This window comes from Pseudomonas sp. (genome assembly GCF_002796985.1).
In the GTDB taxonomy this organism is placed as follows: Bacteria; Pseudomonadota; Gammaproteobacteria; order Pseudomonadales; family Pseudomonadaceae; genus Pseudomonas.
Window position 1 is genome coordinate 331,271 of sequence record NZ_PEKX01000009.1, and the last position, 24,161, is coordinate 355,431.

Here is a 24,161-nt window from a genome sequence, read left to right on the forward strand (position 1 = left end):
TCAAACGATCCGCAGATTCGGCCGTGCTTTCTCGAAGCGAATCGCAACGAACTTCGAGGTCGGCGTGTGGCTGCCCACGCCGTGGCTGTCCAGCGGCACCAGCGGGTTGGTCTCCGGGTAGTAGGCCGCGGCCTGGCCGGCGGGGATGTCGTAGGCCAGCAGAGTGAAGCCGCTGACACGGCGGTCTACGCCATCGGACCAGAGCGACACCAGGTCCACCTTTTCGCCGGGCTCGAAGCCCAGGCGGCGGATGTCGGCCTCGTTGGCGAACACCACTTCACGCTGGCCGCGCACGCCGCGGTAGCGGTCGTCCAGGCCATAGATGGTGGTGTTGTACTGGTCGTGGGAACGCAGCGTCTGCAGGATCAGGTGGGGCTCCCGGCCGGTCTCGCGAATCTTCGCGTGGAGCAGGTCCGCCGGCAGCGGGTGCCGGTGGAAGTTGGCCTTGCCGCTGGCGGTGGTCCAGCGCCGTGAGCCGGCTGAATTGCCCAGGTGGAAGCCGCCCGGATGGGCCACTCGCCGGTTGAAGTCGGTGAAGCCGGGGATGGTGTCGGCGATCAGGTCGCGGATGCGGTCGTAGTGGGCGATCATCGCGTCCCAGTCTACCGGGTGGTTGCCCAGGGTGGCCTTGGCGATGCCGGCGATGATCGCGGGTTCGGAGCGCATCAGCTTCGACGACGGCTCCAACTGGCCGAACGACGCGTGGATCATGCTGAACGAGTCTTCCACGGTCACCGCCTGCGGGCCTTCGGCCTGGCGGTCGATGTCGGTGCGGCCCAGGCACGGCAGGATCAGCGCATCGCCGCCCACGGTGAGGTGGCTGCGGTTGAGCTTGGTGCTGATCTGCACGGTCAGCGCGCAGCTTTGCAGGGCCTGGTGGGTGCGCGGGCTGTCCGGGGTCGCCTGGGCGAAGTTGCCGCCTAGGCCGATGAAGACTTTGGATGCGCCATCGAGCATGGCGTTGATCGCCTCGACGGTGTTGTGGCCGTTCTCGCGCGGCACCTTGAACCCGAATCGCCGTTGGAGGGCATCCAGCAGAGCGGCCGGCGGGCGGTCGTTGATGCCCATGGTGCGATCACCCTGCACGTTGCTGTGCCCGCGCACCGGGCACAGGCCGGCGCCGGGGCGGCCGACGTTGCCGCGCAGTAGTTGCAGGCTGACCAGTTCCTGGATGGTCGGCACCGAGTGATGGTGCTGCGTGATACCCATGGCCCAACAGACGATCACGCGCTCGGCGCGGCGGTACATGATCGCCGCCTGCTCGATCTCGCCCAGGCTCAGGCCCGACTGCTGGACGATGTGGTCCCAGCGGGTGTCATCCACTGTCGCCAGGTAGGCCTCGACGCCCTGGGTGTGTTCGGCGATGAAGGCGTGGTCGAACACTGCAGGCTCACCCTTGGCCTGGGCCTCGCGCTCCCATTGCAGGAGGAACTTGGCGATGCCGCGCACGGCCGCCATGTCGCCGCCCAGCGCGGGGCGGAAGAACGCGGTGTTCAGCGGTTCGGAGCCGTTGGTGAGCATCTCCAGCGCGTGCTGAGGGTGCTGGAAGCGTTCCAGGCCACGTTCCTTGAGCGGGTTGAAGGCGACCACCTGGGCGCCGCGCTTCACCGCCTCGCGCAGCGGTTCGAGCATGCGCGGGTGGTTGGTGCCGGGGTTCTGGCCGAACACGAAGATCGCATCGGCGTGCTCGAAGTCGTCGAAGGTGACGGTGCCCTTGCCGATACCGACGCTCTGGCCGAGAGCCACGCCGCTGGCCTCGTGGCACATGTTCGAGCAGTCGGGGAAGTTGTTGGTGCCGAAAGCGCGGACGAACAGCTGGTAGAGGAAAGCGGCCTCGTTGCTGGCCCGGCCGGAGGTGTAGAACTCGGCCTGATGGGGGCTTTCCAGCGCATTCAGGTGCCGGGCGATCAGGGTGAAGGCGTCGTCCCAGGCGATCGGCTGGTAGCGGTCGGTGGCCGGGTCGTAGCGCATCGGCTCGGTCAGGCGGCCCTGGTATTCGAGCCAGTAGTCGCTCTGTTCGCGCAGTGAGCTGACGCTGTGGCGAGCGAAGAAAGCGGCATCCACGCGGCGCTTGGTGGCTTCCCAGTTCACCGCCTTGGCGCCGTTCTCGCAGAATTTCACCCGACCGTCTTCGGGGGAGTCGCCCCAGGCGCAACCGGGGCAGTCGAAGCCGCCGTTCTGGTTGGTCTTGAGCAGGGCGCGGAGGTTCTTCAGCGGCTGCTTGCTGTCCAGCCAGAAGCGCGTGACGCTGATCAGCGCACCCCAACCGGCGGCCGCGCCTTTGTAGGGTTGGTAGCGGGGATTCTCTTGCTGCAGGCTCATGAGGTCTCTTTTTTCAGAAGGCAGGCGTTCAGACGGTGGGCGGAGCCGGGCTGTAGACCCGGGGCGCGCTGCGGTGCGGCAGGTGAATCAGGTTCAGGTTGTGCTCGCGGGCCCACTGCACCGTCAGTGCGGTGGGCGCGGAGAGGCTGACCAGGGTCGACAGTCCGCCGCGCACGGCCTTGTGGATAAGTTCCAGGCTGCAGCGACTGGTGACCACGGCGAAACCGCCGGCCAGCTCCAGGCGTTGGCGCTTGAGTGCGCCAATCAGTTTGTCGAGGGCGTTGTGGCGGCCGATGTCCTCGCGGCACAGGCGAATCTCACCAGCGGCGTCGACGAACAGCGCGGCATGCAGGGCACCGCTGCGGCGGCCGATGTCCTGGACGGCGGTGACCCGTTCACGCAGGTGTTCGAGGTGCGCGGCGGGTGGCAGCGGCGCTTGCGGCAGTACGGGCAGCTCTGGCAGCGCCTGGTCCAGCGCCTCGACGCCACAGAGGCCGCAGCCGGTAGTACCAGCCAGTTGCCGGCGCTGGTCCTTGAGCGCCCAGAAGGCGCGGCTGCTGACCTGGACCTCGGCGGCGATAGCATCGCCGTGGGGCTTCAGGCGCACATCATAGATGTCGTCGATGGATTCGATGAGGCCGGCGCCGAGGCTGAACCCATGGACAAAGTCTTCCAGGTCGTTCGGCGAAACCATCATCACCGCCTGGCTGAGCCCGTTGTAGGCGATGGCCAGGGCGATTTCGTCAGCCAGCGCGGCGCGACCGGTGGCGGTGTCCGGGGTGAGTTCGGCGTAGGTATAGCCACCGGCAGGCACGACGGCAGCCCGGACCGCGGCGCTGGCCGGGCGGGTGATCAGGCAAGGCATGGGCTGAGCCCTGTAGTTCTAGTAATACGACCAGCCTATGCCGATGCCGGGGCAGCGTCTAATGGCTGCTGTCGATGTAGTGATCGACGCGGTCTATCGGTCGTTTTCCGAGCTGCCGAGAAGAATCGCCGCTTCGCGGAAGCAGGCTTCGGCCAGCGCTGAGCGCGGCTCGCTGCGGCGCAGGATCAGACCGAGTGGCGAGAGGGTGCGCGCATCGTCGATCGGGGTCAGGACAAAGTGCTCGCCCTGGGTGTCCAGGCCACTGCCCAGCGGCATGATCGCGCAGCACAGTCCGCGTTCGACGGCTTGCACCAGCTGGTGCACGGCGTCGGTCTCCAGGCGCGCCCGGGGTGTCAGGCCGCGGCTGCGGAAGCCGTGGTCGATGGATTGGCGGAAGTGCATGCCGGCCGAGAGCAGGCCCAGTGGCAACTCCACCAGGGAGTCCCAGCTCAGGGTCGGGGCGTCGATCTGGAAGTGCCGGCGGTCATGCAGCAGGCCCATGCGTGTGGCGGCCAGCTCCAGGCCTTCGAAGTGCTCGCGGTCGAGGCGGTCGAGATACGACAGGCCGAGGTCCAGCTGATTGCGCCCCAGGCCTTCGAGGATGTTTTCCGAGCTCAGGGCGAACAGCTGGAAGCGCAGCTCGGGGTGGCGCTGGGCGAACAGCTCGATCAGCCGCATGGGGTCGAAACCCGCCAGTGGTACCAGGCCCAGGCGCAGGGTGCCGACCAGTTGGCCACGGCAAGCGGCGGCTTCGGCGTACAGCCCGTCATGGGCCGCCAGCAGGCTGCGGGCCCAGGCCAGCACGCGCTCGCCGGCTTCGGTGAAGCCCTCGAAGCGTTGTCCGCGGCGAACCAGCTCCAGGCCGAGCTCTTCCTCCAGGCTGCGCACGCGCATCGACAGGGTCGGCTGGGTGACATGGCAGCGCGCCGCCGCCTGGCCGAAATGCCGTGTCTCGTCCAGGGCGCAGAGGAATTTCAGCTGCTTGATGTCCATCGGCGGGCAGGCTCCGGGGGCGTTCTGTCGGGTTGGCGCGGGATTAGGAGTATTCCGTCAGGCGCTGCGGAAGTCGCCGTCTAGACTCCAGGGGCGCGCGGTCTGCCCAATGCCGGCCGCCTGTCACTGTAACCGTAGGGAGGTTGGACATGGGTATTTTTGCGTTCGTGAAGGAAGCCGGCGAGAAGCTGTGGGAAAGCATTGTGGGCCAGGAGGCGCAGGCCGCCGAATCGCTCAAGGACCACATCGCCAAGGTCGGCCTGGGCAACCCGAACATCCAGGTCAGCGTCGAGGGCGACAAGGTGATCGCCACCGGTGAAGTGGCCAGCCAGGAGGAGAAGGAGAAGATCCTGCTCGCACTGGGCAACGTCGCGGGCGTTTCCGGCGTGGAAGACCACATCACCGTCGCCACCCCGGCGCCGGAAGCGCGCTTCGTTACCGTGAAGAAGGGCGACACCCTGAGCGCCATCGCCAAGGCCGAGTATGGCAATGCCAACGCCTACATGAAGATCTTCGAGGCGAACAAGCCGATGCTTGGCCATCCGGACAAGATCTATCCCGGCCAGGTGCTGCGGATTCCGGCGTGATGTCAGAGAGCCCGGCCCAGCGCCGGGCTCTCCGTTTCTACAGGGTTCTACAGCCCCTGTATCAGCGCCCGGTAGTCTTCCTGGGCAGCGAATTCCTCGGTGTCCTTCGGCTCCTGGCGGCTGTCCGGCTGGCGCACCGCCAGCAGGTGTGCGACGCCAAAGTTTCGCGCGGCACGCAGGATCGGCAGGCTGTCGTCGATGAACAGGCTGCGCGCCGGGTCAAAGCCGACATCCGCATGCAGCGCCTGCCAGAACTGCTGGTCTTCCTTGGGGAAGCCGTAGTCGTGGGAGCTGATCAGTCGGTCGAACCACGGCGACAGTTCCACCCGCTGCAGCTTCAGCGACAGCGAATCACGGTGCGCATTGGTAATCAGCACCGCGCGCTTGCCATGGTGGCGTAGCTCGGCGAGGAACAGGTCGGCATCCGGACGCAGGGCGATGAGGTCGGCGACCTCGTGCTTGAGGTCGAGGACCGACAGCTTCAGCTCACGGCTCCAGAAATCCAGGCAGTACCAGTTGAGCTGGCCGGCATGGTCGCGGAACAACGGCAGTAGCTCCGCATCGGCCTGGGCTCGGCTGATGCCGTGGTGCTCGGCGTAGCGTTGCGGCAGGTGTTCGAGCCAGAAATGATTGTCGAAATGCAGATCGAGCAGGGTGCCGTCCATGTCGAGCAGGACGGTGTCGATCTGGTTCCAGGGCAGGCGTGGCATGCTGGGCTTTCGCAAAAGGGTGTCGCAATTGCGCCGCCGGTGGGCGGAATCGGCGCGATATCTGACACGGAGAATCGGAAAAGGCGGGTTATCATAGCCGACCCGGCCACCCCCAGGAGTCGCCCCATGCGTCAGAAACCCACGGTCCTCGCCCGAGAGATCGTTGCCAGAAGCCGACTCTTCGCCGTCGAGGAGCTGCAGCTACGCTTCTCCAATGGCGTCGAGCGTACCTACGAGCGCCTGGTGGGCAAGGGGCAGGGCTACGGCGCGGTGATGGTGATCGCCATGCTCGATGCCGAGCACGCCGTGCTGGTGGAAGAGTACTGCGCGGGGGTCGACGAGTATCAGCTATCGCTGCCCAAGGGCCTGGTGGAACCGGGCGAGGACATCCTCGAAGCCGCCAACCGCGAGCTGAAGGAGGAGGCCGGCTACGGCGCCCGCCAGCTTGAGTACATCACCGAGCTGTCGCTGTCCCCCGGCTACATGAGCCAGCGCATCCAGGTGGTGCTCGCCCGCGATCTCTACGAGGAATCGCTGCCTGGCGACGAGCCGGAGCCAATGGGCGTGGACAAGATCAGCCTGCGCGAGCTTTCCAGCCTCGCGCAGAACGCCCAGTTCAGTGAAGGGCGGGCCCTGGCGGCGCTCTATCTGGTGCGTGACCTGCTGACCCAACGAGGGGAGTTCCAACCGTGATGAATGCTCTTCTTCCCGCTGTGATCGACCTGGTGCACAAGGCGGGTGATGTGATCCTGCCGTTCTGGCAGGGTGACCTGGATGTGCAGAGCAAGGCTGACGAGTCGCCGGTGACTGCCGCCGACCTGGCCGCCCATCGCGTGCTGGCCGACGGCCTGCGCGCGCTGGCGCCGGACGTGCCGGTGCTCTCCGAGGAAGATTGCGATATCCCGCTGGAGCAGCGCGCCCAGTGGACTCGCTGGTGGCTGGTGGACCCGCTGGACGGCACCAAGGAGTTCATCTCCGGCAGCGACGAATTCACCGTCAACGTGGCGCTGATCGACCGGGGTCGGGTGGTCTTCGGCGTGGTCGGCATTCCCGCCAGCGGCCGCTGCTACTATGGCGGTACTGGCCTGGGCGCCTGGCGCGAGGACCGTGATGACGAGCCTGAAGCCATCGAGGTGCGCACCAGCCCGGAAGACGTCTTCACCGTGGTGGCCAGCAAACGCCACTCCAGCCCGCAACAGGAAAGCCTGCTGGCGGGCCTGGCGCAGCGCTTCGGCAACCTGAACCTGGCCAGCATTGGCAGCTCGTTGAAGTTCTGCCTGCTGGCCGAAGGCTCGGCCGACTGCTACCCGCGCCTGGCGCCGACCAGCCAGTGGGACACGGCTGCCGCCCAGGGCGTGTTGGAAGGCGCCGGCGGCGAAGTGCTCGACGTGCGTGGCGAGCCCTTCACCTATGAGGCGCGGGAGAGCCTGCTCAACGAGTCCTTCCTGGCGCTGCCCAAGGCGGCACCTTGGCGCGAAGATCTGATCCGGCTGGCTCGCGCGCTGGACTGATTGGCATTCTGGCTCTTCGTAGGAGCGAGCTTGCTCGCGAATCCTCCCCGCATGGGTGTTGCCGGTTAACTCGTTCGCGAGCAAGCTCGTTCCTACAGATAGCTCCTACAGATAGCTCCTCAGATATCGTGATCCATGCCTGAATTACCTGAAGTCGAAACCACCCGCCGGGGCATCGCACCCCACCTGGAAGGCCAGCGCGTCAGCCGCGTGATCGTCCGCGAGCGCCGTTTGCGCTGGCCGATCCCCGAGGACCTGGACGTACGCCTGTCCGGGCAGCACATCGTGAAGGTGGAGCGGCGCGCCAAGTACCTGCTGCTCAATGCCGAGGTGGGGACGCTGATCAGCCACCTGGGCATGTCCGGCAGCTTGCGGTTGGTGGAATGCGGCACGCCGGCGGCGCGCCACGAGCATGTGGATATCGAGCTGGAATCGGGCATGGCGCTGCGCTATACCGACCCGCGCCGCTTCGGTGCGCTGCTCTGGAGCCTGGCACCGCTGGAGCACGAACTGCTGCGCCATCTCGGCCCGGAGCCGTTGACCGACGCCTTCGAAGGCGAGCGTCTGTTCCAGCTGTCGCGCAACCGCAGCATGGCGGTGAAGCCTTTCATCATGGACAACGCAGTCGTGGTCGGGGTGGGCAATATCTACGCCACCGAGGCGCTGTTCGCCGCCGGCATCGACCCGCGCCGCGAGGCCGGAACCCTCTCGCGGGCGCGCTACGTGAAGCTCGCCCAGGAGATCAAACGCATCCTCGCCATCGCCATCGAGCGGGGCGGCACCACGCTGCGCGACTTCGTCGGTGGCGATGGCCAGCCCGGCTACTTCCAGCAGGAACTCTTCGTCTACGGGCGCGGTGGCGAACCGTGCAAGGTCTGCGGATCGATCTTGCGCGAAGTGCGCCTCGGCCAGCGCGCCAGCGTCTACTGCGCGCGCTGCCAACGCTGAAGGCGGCGCGCGCCGCTAGCCTGCCAGCACTTTTCTGCTCGTAACACCTTCCGCCATAACAACAATGGCCCCCGTCGAGGGGCCTTCAGGTGATCCATGTCCGGCAATTATCTGCCCCGCAACCCGTTCGCCGAGGCGCTCGGCCACAGCATGCTGCGCGCAGCCGGCTGGCGTATCGAAGGCGCGCTGCCCAAGCTCGACAAGTTCGTGGTGATCGGCGCGCACCACACCTCCAACTGGGATTTCGTGCTCTTCCTGGCCACCAAGTTCGTGCTGCGCCTGAACGCCCGCTGGTTCGCCAAGCACACTCTGTTTCGCGGGCCCTTCGGCGGCCTGATGCGTCGCTGGGGCGGTATTCCGATCCAGCGCCACCTCAAGCTGAACACCGTGGAGCAGGCGATCCAGGCCTTCCGCGATAACCCCGAGATGATGCTGATCCTCTCCCCGGAGGGCACGCGCAAGAAGGTCGAACGCTGGAAGATGGGCTTCTACCACATCGCCCGTGGCGCCGGCGTGCCCATCGTGCTGGCGGCGCTGGACTACCCGGGACGTCGCATTGTCATCGGCGAGCCGTTCTGGCCCACGGGCGACGAATCCGCCGACCTGCGCAGGATGCTGGACTTCTACAGACCTTTTGTACCGAAAAAGCCCGAATACGCATTCTTCGGCGATTGAAGGCGGTCACGCGACAAGTCATGGAGCGCTGTTATAGTTATGGCAGTCTGCCTGCCCAACTAAACAAAAAAGGACTTCCTTCCATGACCCTGTTCCGCACCACCGTTACTGCAATGGCACTGACCTGTGCATTCTCGGTGCTGCCGGCTGTTGCTCAGGATGCGGTGAGCAACGTCAGCGGCGATCCGGCCTACACCGTCGGAGCCCCGCCGTTCTATTCGATGATTGGTGATCTGCTGATTGCCCGTCCGCTGCTGATCGCCGCCACCGTGGTAGGGGCCGCGGCCTTCGTGGTGACCCTGCCGTTCAGCGCGGCCGGCGGCAACATTGGTGAAGCGGGCAAGGCACTGGTTGTCGAGCCGGGCAAGGCCGCCTTCGTGCGTTGCCTGGGCTGCACCACCAGCGGCTACAAGAAGGACTGATCAAGCGTCCTGATTCGGGGCGGCGCGACCGCCTCGCCAGCTCGGCTTGCCGAGTGATTCCTGTGGATAGCCGATGAACCTGACCGGCCTGAAGAAGCATCTGCGTCCGCTGCTTCTGCTGCTGGTCGCCGTCATCCTGGGCTACACCTTCTGGTCCAGCGCCGGCCTGCTGCAGTTGGGAGCGGGCCTGGCGCTGTTCCTGTTCGGCATGCAGTGCCTGGAAGAGGGCCTGCGCGACCTCGCCGGCAGCCAGTTGGAACGCTGGCTGGAGAAGAGCACCGCGACCCGTGGCAAGAGCCTGCTGTTCGGTCTCTTCGGCACGTTCCTGCTGCAATCCTCCACCCTGGTTTCCCTGCTCACCATCGCCTTCATCAGTACCGGGCTGATCCAGCTCGCGGGCGGTATCGCGATTCTCTTCGGCGCCAATCTCGGCGCCACCAGCGGCATCTGGCTGCTGGCGCTGGCCGGGCAGAACCTCAGCCTGAGCCCCCTGGCGCTGCCGTTGCTGGTGTTCGGTGTGCTGATGGGCTTCAACGGTGCCAAGAGCAAGGCCGCCGGGCGCATCCTGCTGGGCATCGCGTTCATCTTCCTGGGCATCGACCAGATCAAGGATGGCTTCGGCAGCTTCGGCGACGCCATGGACATGAGCGAACTGCGCTCGGAAGGCATGCTTGGCGCACTGCTGTTCGTCACCTTCGGCATCCTCATTACCGTGGTGCTGCAATCCAGCCATGCGACCTTGATGCTGACCCTCGCCGCCCTGGCCGGCGGCCAACTGGAGCTGGGCCAGAGCCTGGCGATCGCCATCGGTTCCAACGTCGGCAGCAGCGTGACCACGGCCTTCGTCGGCTCGCTGGGCGGCAACCGTAGCGGGCAGCGCCTGGCGCTGGCGCACGTGTTGTTCAACGTGGTGACCGGGGTGCTGACGTTCCTGTTGCTCGCACCGCTGACCTGGCTGGTGCATTGGCTGGTGACGCCGCTGGGGCTGGCGGACAACCCGATGATCCAGCTGGCGCTGTTCCACACCCTGTTCAACGGCATGGGCGTGCTGTTGTTCTGGCCCTTGCAGGGCGCGCTGGCCAACGCGTTGGTACGCTGGCTGCCGGAGGTGGAAGAGCCAGCGGTACTGATCACCGACATGGCGCCGGCCTTGCCGGCCATCGAACGCACCCATGCGCGCTACCTCAATGACCGCGCGCTGGATTCCGCCGACGCCGCTGCCAGTGCGGTGTTGCAGGAGTTGCGTCACCTTGGCCGACTGAGCATCGAGGTGATCTGCCACGCGCTGTACCTGCCGGTGGACACGCTCACCCAGCCGCGCATCGATGAGGGCGAACTGCGGGCCGCGCCGGATCGCCACGCGCTCAGCGCGGAAGTGCTCTACCAACGTCATATCAAGGGTGTCTACGGCGACCTGCTGAGCTTCATGAGCCGCCTGGAAGTGCCGCTGGACGAAGAACACCAGCGTTTCTGGCTGTCCTGCCAGGTCGTGGCGCTGCAACTGGTGGACGCCGTGAAGGACGCCAAGCACCTGCAGAAAAACCTCGGCCTGGCGCTACAGGGTGATCCTTCGACGCTGCGCGATACCTATGTCGAACTGCGCCGGCACCTGATTGGCATGCTGCGGGAGGTTCGAGAACTGGTCCCGCTGCTCGGCGGCGACCTGCCGGAAGAGGCGCTGGTGGCGCGCTTGCAACTGCTCGACGAGAGCGCCGCGGAATTCGATGCGACGCTCCGCCAGCGCCTGTTCGCTGCGGTACGCCGTCAGGAGCTGGATGGCCTGCAGATGAGTTCGCTGATGAACGATCTGGGCTACGTCAGCCGCATCATCCAGAGCTTGCGCAACGTGCTGCAGCTGGGCACCGAACATGGCCTGTTCGATGCCCATGAGGATGACGCGCCCTCCGTCATCCTTTCCTGATCAGCGCAGCGGCGCTGCCAGTTCGGTCGCCAGGCCAATGCCGCGTGGGTCGCTGGCGGACTGCACCTCGCCGGATTTTTTGTTCCACAGCAGCACCTGCTGGTTGCCATAGGCGCGACCGACATCCTTGAGCGTGTAGCCACGGCGTTGCAGGTCGGTCATCTGGGCGGTGGTGAAGGTGCGCGGCTCGTGCTCGATCACGTCCGGCAGGTATTGGTGGTGGTATCGCGGCGAGGACACCCAGCGCTGCACCGGCTTGCCGTCCAGGTAGTCCAGCATCGCCAGCAGCACCATGCTGGGAATCCGGCTGCCGCCGGGCGTGCCGAAGGCGGCCAGTTCGGTGGGGCTTTCGATGAAGCTCGGGCTCATGCTCGACAGCGGCCGCTTGCCGGCGGCCACGGCGTTGGCCTGGCTGCCGGCCAGTTGGTAGGCGTTGGCGCCGCTGATGTCGGTGGCGAAGTCGTCCATTTCGTCGTTGAGCAGCACGCCGGTACCGGGCACGGTGAAGGCCGCGCCGAAGGGCAGGTTGACCGAGAGCGTGGCGGCGACGGCATTGCCATCGGCGTCCATCACCACGAAGTGGGTGGTGTGGTCGCCTTCGCGCCAGGCCGGCGCCGGTGGTAGGGAAGAACTGGGCGTGGCGCGCTGTGGGTCGATACCGGCGGCCAGGCGCTTCAGGTAGTCCGGCGCGAGCAACTGGTTGATCGGGTTGGCGACGCGGTCCGGGTCGCCCAGCAGGCCGCGGTCACGATAGGCGCGGCGCAGGGCTTCCACCACGTAATGCGTGCGTTGTACCGGTTCGGCCTTCTGCCAGGGCAACTGCTGCAGCATGCCCAGGCTCTGGGCCAGGGCCACGCCGCCGGCGGAGGGCGGCGGGGCGCTGATCAGTTCCTTGCCGTCGGCCAGCGGGTAACGCAGCGCGGGGCGTTCGACGGTGCGGTAGCTGGCGAGATCCTCCAGGCTCCAGATGCCGCCGGCGGCGCGCACGCCCTCCACCAGTTTGTCGGCAGTCTCGCCTTCGTAGAAACCGATGCGGCCATAGCGCGCCAGCTTCTCCAGGGTGTTGGCCAGCTGCGGCTGGCGCATCAGGCTGTATTCCTCGGGCAGGTTGCCCTGGTCGAGGAAGATGCGCGCGGTCTCACGATCCTGGCGCATGGCGTCGAGGCGCCAGGAGGCGCGGTCGATGTAGACGCGGTCGATGGACACGCCATCGGTGGCCAGGCGGATCGCCGGCACCAGGTTATTGGCCAGGGTCTTCTTGCCATAGCGGCTGGTGATGTCCGCCAGGGCGGCGGGCAGGCCAGGAATGCCGGCCGCCAGCGGGCCGTTGAGCGACAGCTGCGGATCGACCTTGCCATTGCGCTCGTACATCCGCGCGTGGGCGGCCAGCGGGGCGCGCTCGCGGGCGTCGATAAAGTGGTAGGTCGGCGGGCTGCCAGCCTTGCGCAGCAGGAAGAAACCGCCGCCGCCCAGGCCGGAGCCGTAGGGTTCGGCCACCGCCAGCGCAGCGGCGATGGCCACGGCGGCATCGAAGGCGTTACCGCCGTCGGCGAGGGTCTCCAGGCCGGCTACGGTCGCCGAAGGGTGCGCCGTGGCGACGCTGGCCTGGGCCGGATGTTCCGCAGCGTGCAGGGCGAAGCTCAGCAGCAGGAGGCTGCAGAAGCCGAGCAGGGAGGCGCGGGAGCGGGAGTTCAACAGGGACATGGCATCTCACGAACCGCCGGCAGGGCCGGCTGGAAAACCAAATGGGGCGAAGGTGGAGGATAGACAATCCACAACGCCCCGGGTTTGTGAGAGCTCAATGAAAAAGTGTCGAAACGCGCGAAGTCAGGCTTTGCCGGTGAGCTTCTTGTACTTTTCCATCAGCTGATCCTTGCTTTCGACGTTGCTGTCGTCGAGGGGAATGCAGTCGACCGGGCAGACCTGCTGGCACTGCGGCTCGTCATAGTGACCGACGCACTCGGTGCACAGGTTCGGGTCGATGACGTAGATCTCCTCGCCCTGGGAGATCGCAGCGTTGGGGCACTCGGGTTCGCAGACGTCGCAGTTGATGCAATCGTCAGTGATTTTCAGGGACATCGAACAACTCCAACCAGGGCGGCGGCCATGGCGATCGGTAGCACAATGGTGAAATTGTGCCGCATCGGCGCGTTTAGTGCACGCGAAGGGGGAGTCAGTGGACGGAAACCGCCATCCTTGGCGGCTCGGCGGTCAGCGCTTGAAGCGCTCGGCCAGGGCGCTGGCCACCGCGGGATGCACGAACTTGGTGATGTCGCCGCCCAGCGCCGCGATCTCGCGCACCAGGGTGGAGGAGATGAAGGAGTACTTCTCCGACGGCGTGAGGAACATGCTTTCCAGGTCGGGTGCGAGCTGGCGGTTCATGTTGGCCAGCTGGAACTCGTACTCGAAGTCCGACACCGCGCGCAGGCCGCGCAGCAGGATGTTGGCGTTCTGCTCCTTGGCGAAATGCGCGAGCAGCGTCGAGAAACCGACGACTTCCACGTTGGGCAGGTGCGAGGTGACCTGGCGGGCCAGTTCTACGCGCTGTTCCAGCGGGAACAGGGGATTCTTCTTGGGGCTGGCGGCGACGGCAATGATCACCTGGTCGAACAGTCGCGAGGCGCGTTCGACCAGATCGGCATGGCCTTTGGTGATGGGGTCGAAGGTACCCGGGTACAACACTCGATTCATCGCGGCGTCCTGGTCGGCTCTTGTTGGCAGGCTGGTGCAATAGCGGGCGGATGGTAACGCAGCATGTCCGTGGGGCCAAGCGACCTTGGTAGTGCTTCTGTGAACGGACTACCTGAGATAACCGGCGAGAGACCGATGGGTCACGCGCAGGCCCCGTGCCAGAGGCTGCGCGTGCGGTTTGCCCGGTTTTTCCCCTGTAGGAGCGAGCTTGCTTGCGAACCGCTGGGTTGCGAACCTTGGTTCGCGAGCAAGCTCGCTCCTACGAAGAGCCGTTCGGGGAAACGCTTCAGGCCTGGCCCAGGCGCTTGGCGAGGGCATCGGCCAGTTGTGCGGTGAGGCCGTAGACCGAGAGCTGTGGGTTGGCGCCGATGCTGGTGGGGAACAGCGATCCATCGTGGATCGACAGGTTCTCCAGTTGGTGGTGGCGGCCGAGGCTGTCGCACACCGCCTGCTTCGGATCTTCACCCATGGCACAGCCGCCCATTACGTGGGCGCTGCCCAGGCGGGTGCGGTACAGCTCCAGGCTCAGGCCGTCGATCAGGGCGTGGGCTTGCTTGGCGCTCTTCACATAGTCCGCGTCGGCATGCATTGGCAGCACGGCCTTGGCGCCGGCGGCGAACTGGACGTCGGCCATGGTGTGGAAGGCGCGGCGGATGCCGTCCCAGGTGTAGTCGGTCATCTGGTAGTCGAGCACCGGAGTGCCATCGCCGCGCAGGCTGACGCTGCCCGCCGCGCTCTCCGGATGGAAGCCGTCGCGCATCAACGCCAGGATCACGTTGGTGTGCGGCAGTTGCTCCATGCGCAGGGCGTTGTCCTCGCCGAAGCGACCGAGCAGGGTGGCGCTGAGCGCCGGTTGCAGCGGCGGTACTTCGAGTTTGTAGGACATGCGCCCGGTGGCGCCGTCGTCCCATTGGTAGTGGTCGGAATAGATCGACTGCGGCGCGCCGTAGAAGGGGTTGATCACCTCATCGAACAGGGCGGCGCTGAAGTTCACCACATGCAGGAAGGTGCGCTGGCCGAGGCGGCTGTGCGGGTCCGGCGCCTTGGAGCGCAGGAGGATTGCCGGGGTGTTGATGCCACCGCCGGAGAGCACGTAGTGGCGCGCCTTGATGGTGATCTTGCGGCCGGTGGGAGCGACGCAGCGTTCGTCCATGGCCGAGCATTCCAGGCCGCTGACCTTGTTGCCGTCCAGCAGCAGGCGGTCGGCGCGGGCGAGGAACAGCAGTTCGCCGCCTTTCTCCAGGGTCGCCGGAATGGTGGTTACCAGCATCGACTGCTTGGCGTTGGTCGGGCAGCCCATCCCGCAGTAGCCCAGGTTCCAGCAACCACGGACGTTGCGCGGAATGACCTTCCAGTGCAGGCCGAGCTTTTCACAGCCGTTGCGGATCACGTCGTTGTTGGCGTTGGGTGGCATGGCCCAGGGCGCGACGCCCAGGCGCTGCTCCATCTTCTCGAACCAGGGCGCCATCTCGGCGACGCTGTGGCCCTTCACGTCGTGTTCCTTGGCCCAGTGCTCCAGGGTCGGGTCGGGGGTACGGAAGCTGGAGGTCCAGTTGACCAGGGTGGTGCCGCCCACGGCGCGGCCCTGAAGGATGGTGATGGCGCCATCCTTGCTCATCCGGCCGATGCCTTCCTGGTACAGGCTCGGGTAGGCGTCGGCTTCCTGCATCTTGAAGTCGGTGCTGGTCTTGAGCGGGCCTTCTTCCACCAGCAGCACCTTGTAGCCGGCGGCGCTGAGGGTTTCGGCAGTGGTGCCGCCGCCGGCGCCGGTGCCGACGATGACGACGTCGGCCTCCAGGGTCAGGTCCTTGTCCAGGCGCGAGCCGTTATGGACTTTCCAGCCGCGGGCCAGGCCCTCGGCGAACAGATCGGGTACGGGCATCGGGAGTCTCTCAGGCGAATGCTTGTTGTTCTGGCGACATCAGATCTTTGGCGGGCCGGGGTAGCCGCAGTGGCCCCAGGATTCCGGGCGGCCGTACCAGGCCATCAACACCAGCTGCAGCAACGAGCTGTGGCCCATCTTCAGCAGGGAGAGGGAGCTGTTCTGCCAGCGGTGGAGGAAGTGCTTCACGTCGTCGGCGCCGGCGTTGTCCCAACTGCCCCAGATGCCGGTGAGCGGCCCTCGGGTGATCGGCAGGGCAAGCACGTCGAACAGCTGCACGGTGAGCTTGAGCATCTCCGGGGAGAGGTGGTTGAGGCTGCTGTCCAGGCTTTCGAGGGTGCCTTTGACGGCCTCGGCCATGCGTTCGGCGGGCACGGCACCGGCCAGCATCACCGGGATCAGCGCGCGCAGGAAGGGCATGTCGGAATCACGCAGCACGGCGAAACCGTTAGCCGGGGTGTTGGCCGAACAGCCGCTCAGGCTGGCGGTAACGCCCGCCGTGGCGAGGAAAGCCCCGCCCAGCAGGCCGATCTTGAGCACGCCGCGCCGGGAGAGTCCCGGCGCGCTCAGGGAGGTGTCTGTCATTCTTATTCTTTCACCTGTGTCTTGGAGGGGCGGGTCAGCGAATGAACAGCTTGTAGACCAGCTTCTGCAGCGACTTGCCGTAGGGCGGATAGATCACCCGCGCAGCGTTGAAGCGCGGTTTGCTGAACACGCCCTTGGCCTTGCTGAAGGTCAGGAAGCCTTCGTGGCCGTGGTAGTGGCCCATGCCGGAGGGACCGACACCGCCGAAGGGCATGTCGTCCTGGGCGACGTGCAGCAGGGTGTCGTTCAGGCACACACCGCCCGAATGGGTCTGGGCCAGTACGTGGTCCTGTTCGCGCTTGTCGTAGCCGAAGAAGTACAGCGCCAGCGGACGGTCGCGTTCGTTGACGTAGCTGAGCGCCTGATCGAGGTTCTGGTAGGGGATCACCGGCAGCAGCGGGCCGAAGATCTCTTCCTGCATGATCTTCATCTCGTCGTTCACGTTCAGCACCAGCGCCTGCGGCAGGCGGCGGCCCTGGGCCTGCGGGAACAGCGGGACGACGGTGGCGCCGCGTGCCTGGGCATCGGCGAGATAACTGTTCAGGCGCGCCAGCTGGCGCTCGTTGATGATCGCGGTGTAGTCGGGGTTGTTCTCCAGTTTCGGGAAGAAGCCCTGCACCACCTGACGGTAGCTTTCGACGAACTCGTCGACGCGGTTCTGCGGCACCAGCACGTAGTCCGGCGCCACGCAGGTCTGGCCGGCGTTGAGCGACTTGCCGAAGGCGATGCGTTCGGCGGCGTCCTTCATCGGCACGCTGGCGGAGATGATTGCCGGCGACTTGCCGCCCAGCTCCAGGGTGACCGGGGTGAGGTTCTCGGCGGCGGCGCGCATCACATGCTTGCCGACGCTGGTGGCGCCGGTGAACAGCAGGTGGTCGAAGGGCAGCTTGGAGAAGGCCACGCCGACATCCACTTCACCCTGCACCACCGCGACCAGGTCTTCGGGGAACACCTTGCCCAGCAGTTCTTTCAGCACGCGGGCGGATTCCGGGGTGGATTCGCTCATCTTGATCATCACCCGGTTACCGGCGGCCAGGGCGCCGGCCAGCGGGCCGATGGCGAGGAACAGCGGGTAGTTCCACGGCACGATCACACCGATCACACCCAGCGGCTGGTAGATGACCTTGGCCGAGGCCGGCATGAACTGCATGCCGACGCTGCGCCGGGACGGTTTCATCCACTTCTTCACGCGCTTGGCCGCGTAGTGCACGCCGTGCAGGCTGGGCATCACCTCGGCGAGCAGGGTCTCGTCGGCGGAGCGGTTGCTGAAGTCGCTGTTGATCGCCTCGATGATTGCCTTCTGCTCGGTCACCAGCAGGTTGGCGAGGCTTTTCAGCCACTGGATGCGCTGGCCAGCCTCGGGCATCGGGTTGGCGCGGTACGCCTGGCGCTGGCGTTCGAGTAGGGTTTCCAGCTGACTGATCTGCTGCTGGGTCTGCTGCAGGTAGGCGATATCGGCAACCATGACGGGCTCCTGGCGCAAGCGTGGTGGGGAAGCTCTCCGATGATTCGTACACGAATCCCGGATGCTTCACGTTTTTATGCTGTCGCTGGTTTTTTAGAGCAATTGCTCTAGAGTGTCAATCAGCATGCCGTTTCCGCGCCGCCAAGCCCAGCCAACGAAAAGTTGGGTGGGCCCGAGAGTTGTGTCAGGTGGTAGCAATCGGTGTACCTTTGCGTCCGCGCAATCCGCTTCGATGAGTTTTGGCAATGGCACCACGCATCAACACCCGTGACCGCATCGCCCAGGCCAGCCTGGAGCTGTTCAACGCTCAGGGCGAGCGCAGCGTCACCACCAACCACATCGCCGCGCACCTGGGTATCTCGCCGGGCAACCTGTACTACCACTACCGCAACAAGCAGGTGATCATCGCCCAGCTGTTCGCCGAGTACGAAAGCCACGTCGACCAGTTCCTGCACCCGCCCGAGGGCCGTGCGCTGACGGTGGAGGACAAGACCTTCTACCTGGAGGCGCTGCTCGCCGCGATGTGGTATTACCGCTTCCTGCACCGCGATCTCGAGCACCTGCTGGACTCCGACCCGGAGCTGGCCGCGGCCTACCGCGCCTTCGCCCGCCGCGCCATGGACAACGCCAAGGGGATCTACCGCGGTTTCGTCGACGCCGGCATCCTGCAGATGGACGAACCCCAGCTCGAAGCCCTGACCCTCAACGCCTGGATCATCCTCACCTCCTGGGTGCGCTACCTGTGCACCACCCGCGAAGTGGCCGGCGACCTCAGCGAGGCGCTGATGCGGCGTGGCATCTATCAGGTGCTGGCGCTGGAAAGCGGCCACATCGCCCCTCCGTTCCGTGAGGCGGTGGCGGCGGTGTTCGACCGGTTGTACGTGCCGCTGGAAGGCTGACCTTCAGCCGGCGGATAACCGTGAACGGTTATCCGCCCTACACCCAACCATCACGTAGGGCGCATAACGCGCCAGCGTTATCCGCCGACCGCTCCGCCCAAGAGGTTATGCATCCACCTGGCGCGGCCCCGGTACCCGCGGCCGGCGCAGGGCGATGCCGTGGCGCAGGAAGAATTCCTCCACGCCCTCGGTGGCGTCCGTATAAAGCGTGCGGTTCGGGTGATCGGCGAGGAAGCGCGCCATCAGCGCCAGGCCGATCCCCCTCGACTGAAGCCTCGGCAGCACGGCAATCTCCGCCAGCCAGGTGGTCTGCGCTGTCTCGCTTTCCGCGCGCAGCAGGCCGACCACCTGCTCACCGTCCAGGGCGAGGAGGAAGTAGCTGGAGAACTCGTAGACATCACGCAGTTCCGAGGTGGTGCTGGGCGAGCCCCAGCCCACGGCACGATACAGTGCGGCGATGCCGGCGCACTGGGCATTGCTCAGTGTTGGGTTGTGCAGAATCGTCAGTGGTGTGTCGTGCATAGCGGCGCTCCCTTCTGGCGTTTCCTTCCTGATGTAACTCCAGTCTGCCTCATTGTCGCCGCCGCGGGCTGATCCAGCTCAGTCAGGCTTTCCGCCGTTCCCACAGCCACTGCGGGATACGGCGCTCCAGATAGTAGTCCGGGCGTGCAGGCGAGCCGCCGATGAAGCCGACATGGCCGCCGTGGGGCAGCAGTTCCAACTGCGTCGACGCGGAAAGCTCGTCTACTTGCGGCACGCTGTTGGCGTGGATGAAAGGGTCATCACTGGACTGGATGATCAGCGTCGGCACGCGAATGCCGCCCAGGTAGTAGCGGCTGGAGGCGCGCCGGTAATAGTCGTGCACATCGGTGAAGCCGTGCAGCGGTGCGGTCACCCGGTCGTCGAAGTCCCAGAACGTGCGCATGCCGTCCAGCGGGCCGAGGCGCTCCAGCACGGCGAGGTTTTCCGCGTGGCCGCCGGCGGCGAAGGCCTGGCGTTTGGTCTGCACGTAGGCCACCAGTTCGCGCATGAAATGCGCCTGGTAGACCTTGGAAAAGCCGATGCCGATGCGATCGGCGCACTGGTCCAGGCGGAAGGGCACCGACACCGCCACCGCGCCTTGCAGTGGACTGGTGTCCGAGGATTCGCCCAGGTACTTGAGCAGCACGTTGCCACCCAGCGAATAGCCCACGGCGTACAGAGGAGCCATTGGCCGCTTGGCGCGGACGTGGGCGACCACCGAGGCCAGGTCTTCGCTGACCCCGGAGTGGTAGCCGCGCGGCAGCAGGTTCGACTCGCCCGAGCAGCCGCGCCAGTTCAGCGCCACGCTGGCCCAACCCTGCGCCGCCAACTGCTGTTGCACTCCAAGGATGTAGTGCGAGGACGATGAGCCGGTCAGCCCGTGCAGCGCCAGTACCAGCGGTGCATCTGCCTGGTGCGGGCCGTGCCAGTCGAGGTCGATGAAATCACCATCTTCCAGCCACAGGCGCTCGCGGGTGCGTTCAAGGGTTGGCCCTTTGCGCAGGAGCGAGCCGTACAGGGTCTGCAGGTGCGGGCCGGGTAGCCACCAGGCGGGTTTGAACGGGGCGGGTATAGTCATCACGGATCGAATGGGGCCGACGAGCTGTGATAGTAACGCCAAGTCGGCCGTGCGATGGATGCCTCATGCATCCGCCGTCAGGAAAACCCACGCAAAGGAGGGGATGGGATGTGGAAGAGAATCGCGGCGTTGAGCCTGGTCGTTTGGCTGGCCGCGTGCGGCGATCCGGTGCCGCAGGAGCACAAGGCCTACGTGGGTTACTGGACCGCGCCACAGATGAGCCTGTTGATCACGGCCGATGGCCGCGTCGCCTACAAACGGCTCGTGGGCAGCAACTCGCGCTCCATCGACGCGCCGATCAAAAGCTATGACGCCGATGGCTTCAGCGTCGGCATCGGGCCGTTCGACACGCACTTCGACGTGTCCAGGCCGCCCTATCAGGAGGGCGGCCAATGGAAGATGGTGGTCGACGGCGTGGAGCTGGTGCGCACCAGCACCGTCGATATCGGCAAGTCGATCTGAACGATCAGCCTTCGCGCTGCCACAACGCGTAATGCACCGAGCCCGCCTTCTTCTCCCGGTGCAGCCGCCAGTTGGTTGGCAGGCCAAGGCTGGAGGGGACGGCCTCGCTTTCGGTGTAGACCCACGCATCCTTGGCCAGCCAGCCGCGTTCTTCCAGCAGGCGGCAGGCGTTCTGCAGCAGGTCCTGGTGGAAGGGCGGGTCGAGGAAGATCAGGTCGAAAGGCTGCGCGGCCTGGTTGTCCAGGTAGCGCAGGGCGTCGGTCATCAGCAATTGGCCGTTGGCGCACTTCAAGGTGTCGAGGGTGCTGCGCAGGGCGGCCACGGCTTCGCCGTTGGTGTCCAGCGCGAGGCCCGCGCTGGCGCCACGGGACAGCGCTTCGAGGAACAACGCGCCGCTGCCGGCGAACGGGTCAAGCACGCGGGCGCCGGGAACGTAGGGTGCGAGCCAGTTGAACAGGGTTTCGCGCACGCGGTCGGGCGTCGGGCGCAGGCCCGGGCCGTCGGGGAAAGCGAAGCGTCGGCTGCGCCATTCGCCGCCGATGATGCGCAGTTGGCCCTGGCCGCCGTGGGGCTTCTGTGTGGTGCGCGGGGCGCCGCCGGGTCGTTTGCTCATCAGTGCTCCGGTACGCCGGCAGGTTGCGCGGCGGGTTTGTCGGTGGGCGGCGGCAGCGGTTGCTGCGGCACGGTGGGGCCGGCGGTGACGATGACGAAGGCGTCCGGGTCGAGGTGGCGGCGCATGGCCTGCTTCACCCGTTCCACGCTCAGGCCCTGGACCTGGCCGAGGAAGGTTTCCAGGTAGTCCAGCGGCAGGTTGTAGAAGCCGATGGCGCCCAGTTGGCCGACGATGTCGGCGTTGCTCGCGGTGGACAGCGGGAAGCTGCCGGCCAGCTCACGCTTGGCGTCGTCCAGTTCCTTCTGCGTTGGGCCCTTGTCGAGGTAGTCGCGGACGATGTCCTGAACCAGCTTGAGGGTGCCTTCGCTCATTTCGGCGCGGGTCTGCAGGCCGATGGTGAACGGCCCGCGCGACTGCATGCCGGTGAAGCCGGAGTACACGCCGTAGGTCAGCCCGCGCTTCTCGCGCACTTGGTCCATCAGCCGGGTGCCGAAGCCGCCGCCGCCGAGGATCTGGTTGCCCAGATAGAGAGCAGCGTAGTCCGGGTCGTTACGGGTGATGCCCAACTGAGCGAGCATCAGCTGGGTCTGCTTGGACGGGAACTCGATGTGAGTGACACCGGCCTTGGGCGTCTGCGGCTCGCCCGGTGCGGGGAGGGCAGGACCCTTGGGCAGGGACTTGGAGACGCTACCGGCGATGGCTTCGGCCTGCTCGCGGGTCAGGTCGCCGACCAGCGCAATGACCACGTTGCCGGCGGCATAGGCTTTCTGGTGGAACGCGCGCAGTTGGGCGACGCTGATCTTCGGCACCGACTTCTCGTTGCCGTCGCTGGAGTGGGCGTAGGGGTGGTCGCCGTAGAGCCGCTTGAACAGCTCCAGGCCCGCCAGCTTGCCGGGGTTCTGCTTCTGGTACTCGAAACCGGCCATGACCTGGTTCTTGATGCGCGCCAAAGCCTCCTCGGGGAAGGTCGGCTGGCCGATCACCTGGTCGAACAGCGCCAGCGCGGCGTCGCGCTTGGCTGGCTCGCTCAGGCTGCGCAGGCTGGCCACGGCCATGTCGCGGTAGGAACCGTTGCCGAAGTTGGCGCCGAGGTCGTCGAAGCCGGCGGCGATGGCGCTGGTGTCCTTGCCGGGCACGCCTTCGTTGAGCATGGCGTTGGTCAGCATGGCCAGGCCGTAGGCGTCGCCGTCCTGGCTGCTGCCGGCGGCAAAGGTCAGGCGCAGGTCGAACATCGGCAACTCATGGGCTTCGACGAAGAGCACGCGCGCCCCTTCAGCGGTCTGCCATTGCTGGATGTTCAGCTTGCGGTGGCTGGGCGCCTTGCCGGCGGCTTCGGCCAGCGATTGCAGGCCGGTGGGCGCGGCGGTCTCGGCGGCTGCCGGTTGTGTCGCGGCTGCCGCAGTCTCGGCGGCCGGGCGGGAAACGAACAGCACCAGTCCGGCGATCAGCGCGATGACGATCAGCCCGACCAGGCCGTAGCGCAGGCCATTGCGTTCACTCATGGCTCGGCTCCTTGTCGGTGGCGACTTCCGGCAGAACCTGGGCGAGGGTCAGGCGGGAGCGGGTGAAATAGGTACGGGCGGCTTTCTGGATATCCTCGGCGGTGACTGCCTGGAGGGCTTCCAGGTCCTGGTCGGCCATGCGCCAGCCGAGGCCGACGCTTTCCAGCTCGCCGATGGTGCTGGCCTGCCCGGCGATGGAGTCGCGTTCATAGACCAGCCCGGCGATGACCTGGGCGCGCACGCGCTCCAGCTCTTCCTTGCTCGGCGGGTTCTGCTTGAGGTCTTCCAGTTGCTTCCACAGCGCCGCCTCGACCTGGTCGAGGGTCTTGCCGGTCTGCACGTTGGGCGTGGCCGAGAGGAAGAACAGCCCATCGCCGCGGGAGAAGGCGTCGTAGGACGCCGAGGCGCCGGCGACGATTTCCTCGCCACGCTCCAGGCGCGCGGACAGGCGTGCGCTGTAGCCGCCGTCGAGGATCGCCGAGATCAGGCGCAGGGCGTTGATCTGTTTCGAATCCTCGCTGCTGCCCAGGGTCGGCACGTTGAAGCCCATGATCAGGCTGGGCAGCTGGGTGCGCACGTGCAGCTTCAGGCGGCGTTCGCCGGGCTCGGCCAGTTCCAGCGGCTTGCGCGCGGAAGGCAGGTCGCGCTTGGGGATCTCGCCGAAGTACTTCTCGGCCAGGGCCTTCACCTCGTCGCCGGTGACATCGCCGACCACCACCAGGGTGGCGTTGTTCGGTGCGTACCAGGCCTGGTACCAGTGGCGCAGGTCGTCGATGGTCATGCGCTGCAGGTCGGCCATCCAGCCGATGGTCGGCGTACGGTAGCCGCTGGCGAGGTAGGCGGCGGCCTTGAAGCGCTCGAAGGCCAGCGCGCTGGGCTTGTCCTCGGTGCGCAGGCGGCGCTCTTCCTTGATCACCTCGATCTCGCTCTTGAACTGGTCGGCCGGCAGGGCAAGGTGCGCCATGCGGTCGGCTTCCAGCTCCAGCGCCACCGGCAGGCGGTCGCGGGCCAGTACCTGGTAATAGGCGGTGTAGTCGTCGGTGGTGAAGGCGTTCTCTTCCGCGCCGAGGTCGCGCAGCACCAGCGAAGCCTGGCCGGGGCCGAGCTTGCGGCTGCCCTTGAACATCATGTGCTCCAGGGCGTGGGAGAGGCCGGTGAGGCCGGGCGTCTCGTAGCTGGAGCCGACCTTGTACCAGAGCTGGGAGACCACCACGGGGGCGCGGTGGTCCTCGCGGACGACGACCTTCAGGCCGTTGTCCAGGGTGTATTCGTGGGTGGGCTGTGGCTCTGCGGCTGTCGCCATCAAGGGCAGCAACAGGGAGCCGAGCAGCAGGCCGGCGTGACGGCGTGCAAGGGTTTTCATCGTGGACTGAACCTTTCGGGCTGTCCGCGGGGTCTATGCAGGCTGGCGGCCTGCCTCTTAACCCCGGCGGGCGAGGAGATGCTAGGATACCCATCCGTTTTCCGGGCGGCCACGTTCAGGGCTTCTCAAAGCTGTTTCGAAGCTT

At 66.2% G+C, this 24,161-nt stretch carries 24 protein-coding genes; 9 read left to right on the forward strand and 15 right to left on the reverse strand.

The window, feature by feature from the left end:
- The 3 genes from CTR55_RS15905 to CTR55_RS15915 form a co-directional block, all read right to left on the reverse strand.
- Entirely contained in the window at window positions 1-2,322 is a 2,322-nt protein-coding gene (locus tag CTR55_RS15905) for an FdhF/YdeP family oxidoreductase (RefSeq protein WP_296287589.1), read from the reverse strand.
- 28 nt (window positions 2,323-2,350) lie between these two features.
- Window positions 2,351-3,187 (reverse strand): formate dehydrogenase accessory sulfurtransferase FdhD, encoded by an 837-nt coding sequence (gene fdhD, locus CTR55_RS15910; protein WP_296287591.1) that lies wholly within the window; start codon window positions 3,185-3,187, stop codon window positions 2,351-2,353.
- Window positions 3,188-3,280: 93 nt separating this feature from the next.
- On the reverse strand, window positions 3,281-4,180 hold the full coding sequence (locus CTR55_RS15915; protein WP_296287592.1) for a LysR family transcriptional regulator: 900 nt from the start codon (window positions 4,178-4,180) through the stop codon (window positions 3,281-3,283).
- 149 nt (window positions 4,181-4,329) lie between these two features.
- Here CTR55_RS15915 and lysM point away from each other — a divergent pair, with 149 nt between their 5' ends.
- A complete protein-coding gene (gene lysM / locus CTR55_RS15920) occupies window positions 4,330-4,767 on the forward strand; it encodes a peptidoglycan-binding protein LysM (RefSeq protein WP_296287593.1) in 438 nt (145 codons plus the stop codon).
- 47 nt (window positions 4,768-4,814) lie between these two features.
- Here the strand turns inward: lysM and yrfG are convergent, their stop codons facing one another.
- Window positions 4,815-5,477 (reverse strand): GMP/IMP nucleotidase, encoded by a 663-nt coding sequence (gene yrfG / locus CTR55_RS15925; RefSeq protein ID WP_296287594.1) that lies wholly within the window; start codon window positions 5,475-5,477, stop codon window positions 4,815-4,817.
- 126 nt (window positions 5,478-5,603) lie between these two features.
- Between yrfG and nudE the strand changes: the two genes are divergently transcribed.
- The 6 genes from nudE (at window position 5,604) to CTR55_RS15955 (ending at window position 10,954) form a co-directional block, all read left to right on the forward strand.
- Complete coding sequence (nudE, locus tag CTR55_RS15930; protein ID WP_296287596.1) at window positions 5,604-6,170, forward strand: ADP compounds hydrolase NudE; 567 nt, start codon at window positions 5,604-5,606, stop codon at window positions 6,168-6,170.
- Entirely contained in the window at window positions 6,170-6,988 is an 819-nt protein-coding gene (gene cysQ, locus CTR55_RS15935) for a 3'(2'),5'-bisphosphate nucleotidase CysQ (RefSeq protein WP_296287598.1), read from the forward strand. The genes nudE and cysQ overlap by 1 nt, the downstream gene beginning before the upstream one ends.
- 135 nt (window positions 6,989-7,123) lie before the next feature.
- A complete protein-coding gene (gene mutM, locus CTR55_RS15940) occupies window positions 7,124-7,936 on the forward strand; it encodes a bifunctional DNA-formamidopyrimidine glycosylase/DNA-(apurinic or apyrimidinic site) lyase (protein ID WP_296287599.1) in 813 nt (270 codons plus the stop codon).
- A 96-nt stretch (window positions 7,937-8,032) separates the two neighbouring features.
- Window positions 8,033-8,611, forward strand: coding sequence for a lysophospholipid acyltransferase family protein (locus CTR55_RS15945; RefSeq protein WP_296287601.1), 579 nt, complete (start codon window positions 8,033-8,035; stop codon window positions 8,609-8,611).
- An 83-nt stretch (window positions 8,612-8,694) separates the two neighbouring features.
- On the forward strand, window positions 8,695-9,033 hold the full coding sequence (locus CTR55_RS15950; RefSeq protein WP_296287602.1) for a multidrug transporter: 339 nt from the start codon (window positions 8,695-8,697) through the stop codon (window positions 9,031-9,033).
- Between the two features lie 73 nt (window positions 9,034-9,106).
- Window positions 9,107-10,954, forward strand: coding sequence for a Na/Pi symporter (locus CTR55_RS15955; protein ID WP_296287604.1), 1,848 nt, complete (start codon window positions 9,107-9,109; stop codon window positions 10,952-10,954).
- Here the strand turns inward: CTR55_RS15955 and CTR55_RS15960 are convergent, their stop codons facing one another.
- From CTR55_RS15960 to CTR55_RS15985, 6 genes are all read right to left on the reverse strand, one after another.
- Window positions 10,955-12,658 carry a gamma-glutamyltransferase family protein gene (locus tag CTR55_RS15960; RefSeq protein WP_296287606.1) on the reverse strand — a complete coding sequence of 568 codons (1,704 nt, stop codon included), beginning with the start codon at window positions 12,656-12,658 and terminating at the stop codon, window positions 10,955-10,957. It lies immediately after the preceding gene.
- Between the two features lie 123 nt (window positions 12,659-12,781).
- Window positions 12,782-13,033 (reverse strand): YfhL family 4Fe-4S dicluster ferredoxin, encoded by a 252-nt coding sequence (locus CTR55_RS15965; protein ID WP_138213142.1) that lies wholly within the window; start codon window positions 13,031-13,033, stop codon window positions 12,782-12,784.
- 132 nt (window positions 13,034-13,165) lie between these two features.
- Window positions 13,166-13,645 (reverse strand): pantetheine-phosphate adenylyltransferase, encoded by a 480-nt coding sequence (gene coaD, locus CTR55_RS15970; RefSeq protein WP_024767001.1) that lies wholly within the window; start codon window positions 13,643-13,645, stop codon window positions 13,166-13,168.
- Window positions 13,646-13,931: 286 nt separating this feature from the next.
- Window positions 13,932-15,527: a GMC family oxidoreductase gene (locus CTR55_RS15975; RefSeq protein ID WP_296287610.1), complete on the reverse strand. Its 1,596-nt coding sequence runs from the start codon at window positions 15,525-15,527 to the stop codon at window positions 13,932-13,934.
- 39 nt (window positions 15,528-15,566) lie between these two features.
- Window positions 15,567-16,112, reverse strand: coding sequence for a twin-arginine translocation pathway signal protein (locus tag CTR55_RS15980; RefSeq protein WP_296287612.1), 546 nt, complete (start codon window positions 16,110-16,112; stop codon window positions 15,567-15,569).
- A gap of 34 nt (window positions 16,113-16,146) precedes the next feature.
- Window positions 16,147-17,577, reverse strand: a complete 1,431-nt coding sequence (locus CTR55_RS15985) for a coniferyl aldehyde dehydrogenase (RefSeq protein WP_296287614.1) — start codon at window positions 17,575-17,577, stop codon at window positions 16,147-16,149.
- 245 nt (window positions 17,578-17,822) lie between these two features.
- On the opposite strand from CTR55_RS15985, the gene CTR55_RS15990 reads away from it, so the two are divergent.
- Window positions 17,823-18,476, forward strand: coding sequence for a TetR/AcrR family transcriptional regulator (locus CTR55_RS15990; RefSeq protein ID WP_296287616.1), 654 nt, complete (start codon window positions 17,823-17,825; stop codon window positions 18,474-18,476).
- A gap of 105 nt (window positions 18,477-18,581) precedes the next feature.
- Here the strand turns inward: CTR55_RS15990 and CTR55_RS15995 are convergent, their stop codons facing one another.
- Complete coding sequence (locus CTR55_RS15995) at window positions 18,582-18,998, reverse strand: GNAT family N-acetyltransferase (protein WP_296287618.1); 417 nt, start codon at window positions 18,996-18,998, stop codon at window positions 18,582-18,584.
- Between the two features lie 82 nt (window positions 18,999-19,080).
- Complete coding sequence (locus CTR55_RS16000; RefSeq protein WP_296287619.1) at window positions 19,081-20,076, reverse strand: hydrolase; 996 nt, start codon at window positions 20,074-20,076, stop codon at window positions 19,081-19,083.
- Between the two features lie 108 nt (window positions 20,077-20,184).
- On the opposite strand from CTR55_RS16000, the gene CTR55_RS16005 reads away from it, so the two are divergent.
- Window positions 20,185-20,538 (forward strand): hypothetical protein, encoded by a 354-nt coding sequence (locus tag CTR55_RS16005; protein ID WP_296287620.1) that lies wholly within the window; start codon window positions 20,185-20,187, stop codon window positions 20,536-20,538.
- Between the two features lie 4 nt (window positions 20,539-20,542).
- Here CTR55_RS16005 and rsmD read toward each other — a convergent pair whose 3' ends face one another.
- From rsmD to CTR55_RS16020, 3 genes are read right to left on the reverse strand one after another with little or no spacing between them, the layout of a single operon-like run.
- Window positions 20,543-21,151, reverse strand: coding sequence for a 16S rRNA (guanine(966)-N(2))-methyltransferase RsmD (gene rsmD / locus CTR55_RS16010; protein WP_296287622.1), 609 nt, complete (start codon window positions 21,149-21,151; stop codon window positions 20,543-20,545).
- The gene (locus CTR55_RS16015) at window positions 21,151-22,653 is read right to left on the reverse strand and encodes a pitrilysin family protein (RefSeq protein ID WP_296287623.1); all 1,503 of its coding nucleotides are present in this window, start codon (window positions 22,651-22,653) and stop codon (window positions 21,151-21,153) included. The genes rsmD and CTR55_RS16015 overlap by 1 nt, the downstream gene beginning before the upstream one ends.
- Entirely contained in the window at window positions 22,646-24,016 is a 1,371-nt protein-coding gene (locus CTR55_RS16020) for a pitrilysin family protein (RefSeq protein ID WP_296287625.1), read from the reverse strand. Before CTR55_RS16020 ends, CTR55_RS16015 begins: the two co-directional genes overlap by 8 nt.
- Window positions 24,017-24,161: the final 145 nt, after the last annotated feature.

What these genes read in the sequence shown, in the direction of transcription:
- CTR55_RS15905 (WP_296287589.1), bottom strand. Translation starts at nt 2,322, where the DNA reads ATGAGCCTGCAGCAAGAGAATCCCCGCTACCAACCCTACAAAGGCGCG.
- CTR55_RS15955 (WP_296287604.1), top strand. Translation starts at nt 9,107, where the DNA reads ATGAACCTGACCGGCCTGAAGAAGCATCTGCGTCCGCTGCTTCTGCTG.
- CTR55_RS16005 (WP_296287620.1), top strand. Translation starts at nt 20,185, where the DNA reads ATGTGGAAGAGAATCGCGGCGTTGAGCCTGGTCGTTTGGCTGGCCGCG.
- CTR55_RS16020 (WP_296287625.1), bottom strand. Translation starts at nt 24,016, where the DNA reads ATGAAAACCCTTGCACGCCGTCACGCCGGCCTGCTGCTCGGCTCCCTG.
- nudE (WP_296287596.1), top strand. Translation starts at nt 5,604, where the DNA reads ATGCGTCAGAAACCCACGGTCCTCGCCCGAGAGATCGTTGCCAGAAGC.
- CTR55_RS16000 (WP_296287619.1), bottom strand. Translation starts at nt 20,076, where the DNA reads ATGACTATACCCGCCCCGTTCAAACCCGCCTGGTGGCTACCCGGCCCG.
- coaD (WP_024767001.1), bottom strand. Translation starts at nt 13,645, where the DNA reads ATGAATCGAGTGTTGTACCCGGGTACCTTCGACCCCATCACCAAAGGC.
- yrfG (WP_296287594.1), bottom strand. Translation starts at nt 5,477, where the DNA reads ATGCCACGCCTGCCCTGGAACCAGATCGACACCGTCCTGCTCGACATG.
- CTR55_RS15960 (WP_296287606.1), bottom strand. Translation starts at nt 12,658, where the DNA reads ATGTCCCTGTTGAACTCCCGCTCCCGCGCCTCCCTGCTCGGCTTCTGC.
- CTR55_RS15965 (WP_138213142.1), bottom strand. Translation starts at nt 13,033, where the DNA reads ATGTCCCTGAAAATCACTGACGATTGCATCAACTGCGACGTCTGCGAA.
- CTR55_RS15985 (WP_296287614.1), bottom strand. Translation starts at nt 17,577, where the DNA reads ATGGTTGCCGATATCGCCTACCTGCAGCAGACCCAGCAGCAGATCAGT.
- cysQ (WP_296287598.1), top strand. Translation starts at nt 6,170, where the DNA reads ATGAATGCTCTTCTTCCCGCTGTGATCGACCTGGTGCACAAGGCGGGT.
- mutM (WP_296287599.1), top strand. Translation starts at nt 7,124, where the DNA reads ATGCCTGAATTACCTGAAGTCGAAACCACCCGCCGGGGCATCGCACCC.
- fdhD (WP_296287591.1), bottom strand. Translation starts at nt 3,187, where the DNA reads ATGCCTTGCCTGATCACCCGCCCGGCCAGCGCCGCGGTCCGGGCTGCC.
- CTR55_RS15945 (WP_296287601.1), top strand. Translation starts at nt 8,033, where the DNA reads ATGTCCGGCAATTATCTGCCCCGCAACCCGTTCGCCGAGGCGCTCGGC.
- lysM (WP_296287593.1), top strand. Translation starts at nt 4,330, where the DNA reads ATGGGTATTTTTGCGTTCGTGAAGGAAGCCGGCGAGAAGCTGTGGGAA.
- CTR55_RS15915 (WP_296287592.1), bottom strand. Translation starts at nt 4,180, where the DNA reads ATGGACATCAAGCAGCTGAAATTCCTCTGCGCCCTGGACGAGACACGG.
- CTR55_RS15975 (WP_296287610.1), bottom strand. Translation starts at nt 15,527, where the DNA reads ATGCCCGTACCCGATCTGTTCGCCGAGGGCCTGGCCCGCGGCTGGAAA.
- CTR55_RS15990 (WP_296287616.1), top strand. Translation starts at nt 17,823, where the DNA reads ATGGCACCACGCATCAACACCCGTGACCGCATCGCCCAGGCCAGCCTG.
- CTR55_RS15980 (WP_296287612.1), bottom strand. Translation starts at nt 16,112, where the DNA reads ATGACAGACACCTCCCTGAGCGCGCCGGGACTCTCCCGGCGCGGCGTG.
- CTR55_RS15995 (WP_296287618.1), bottom strand. Translation starts at nt 18,998, where the DNA reads ATGCACGACACACCACTGACGATTCTGCACAACCCAACACTGAGCAAT.
- rsmD (WP_296287622.1), bottom strand. Translation starts at nt 21,151, where the DNA reads ATGAGCAAACGACCCGGCGGCGCCCCGCGCACCACACAGAAGCCCCAC.
- CTR55_RS16015 (WP_296287623.1), bottom strand. Translation starts at nt 22,653, where the DNA reads ATGAGTGAACGCAATGGCCTGCGCTACGGCCTGGTCGGGCTGATCGTC.
- CTR55_RS15950 (WP_296287602.1), top strand. Translation starts at nt 8,695, where the DNA reads ATGACCCTGTTCCGCACCACCGTTACTGCAATGGCACTGACCTGTGCA.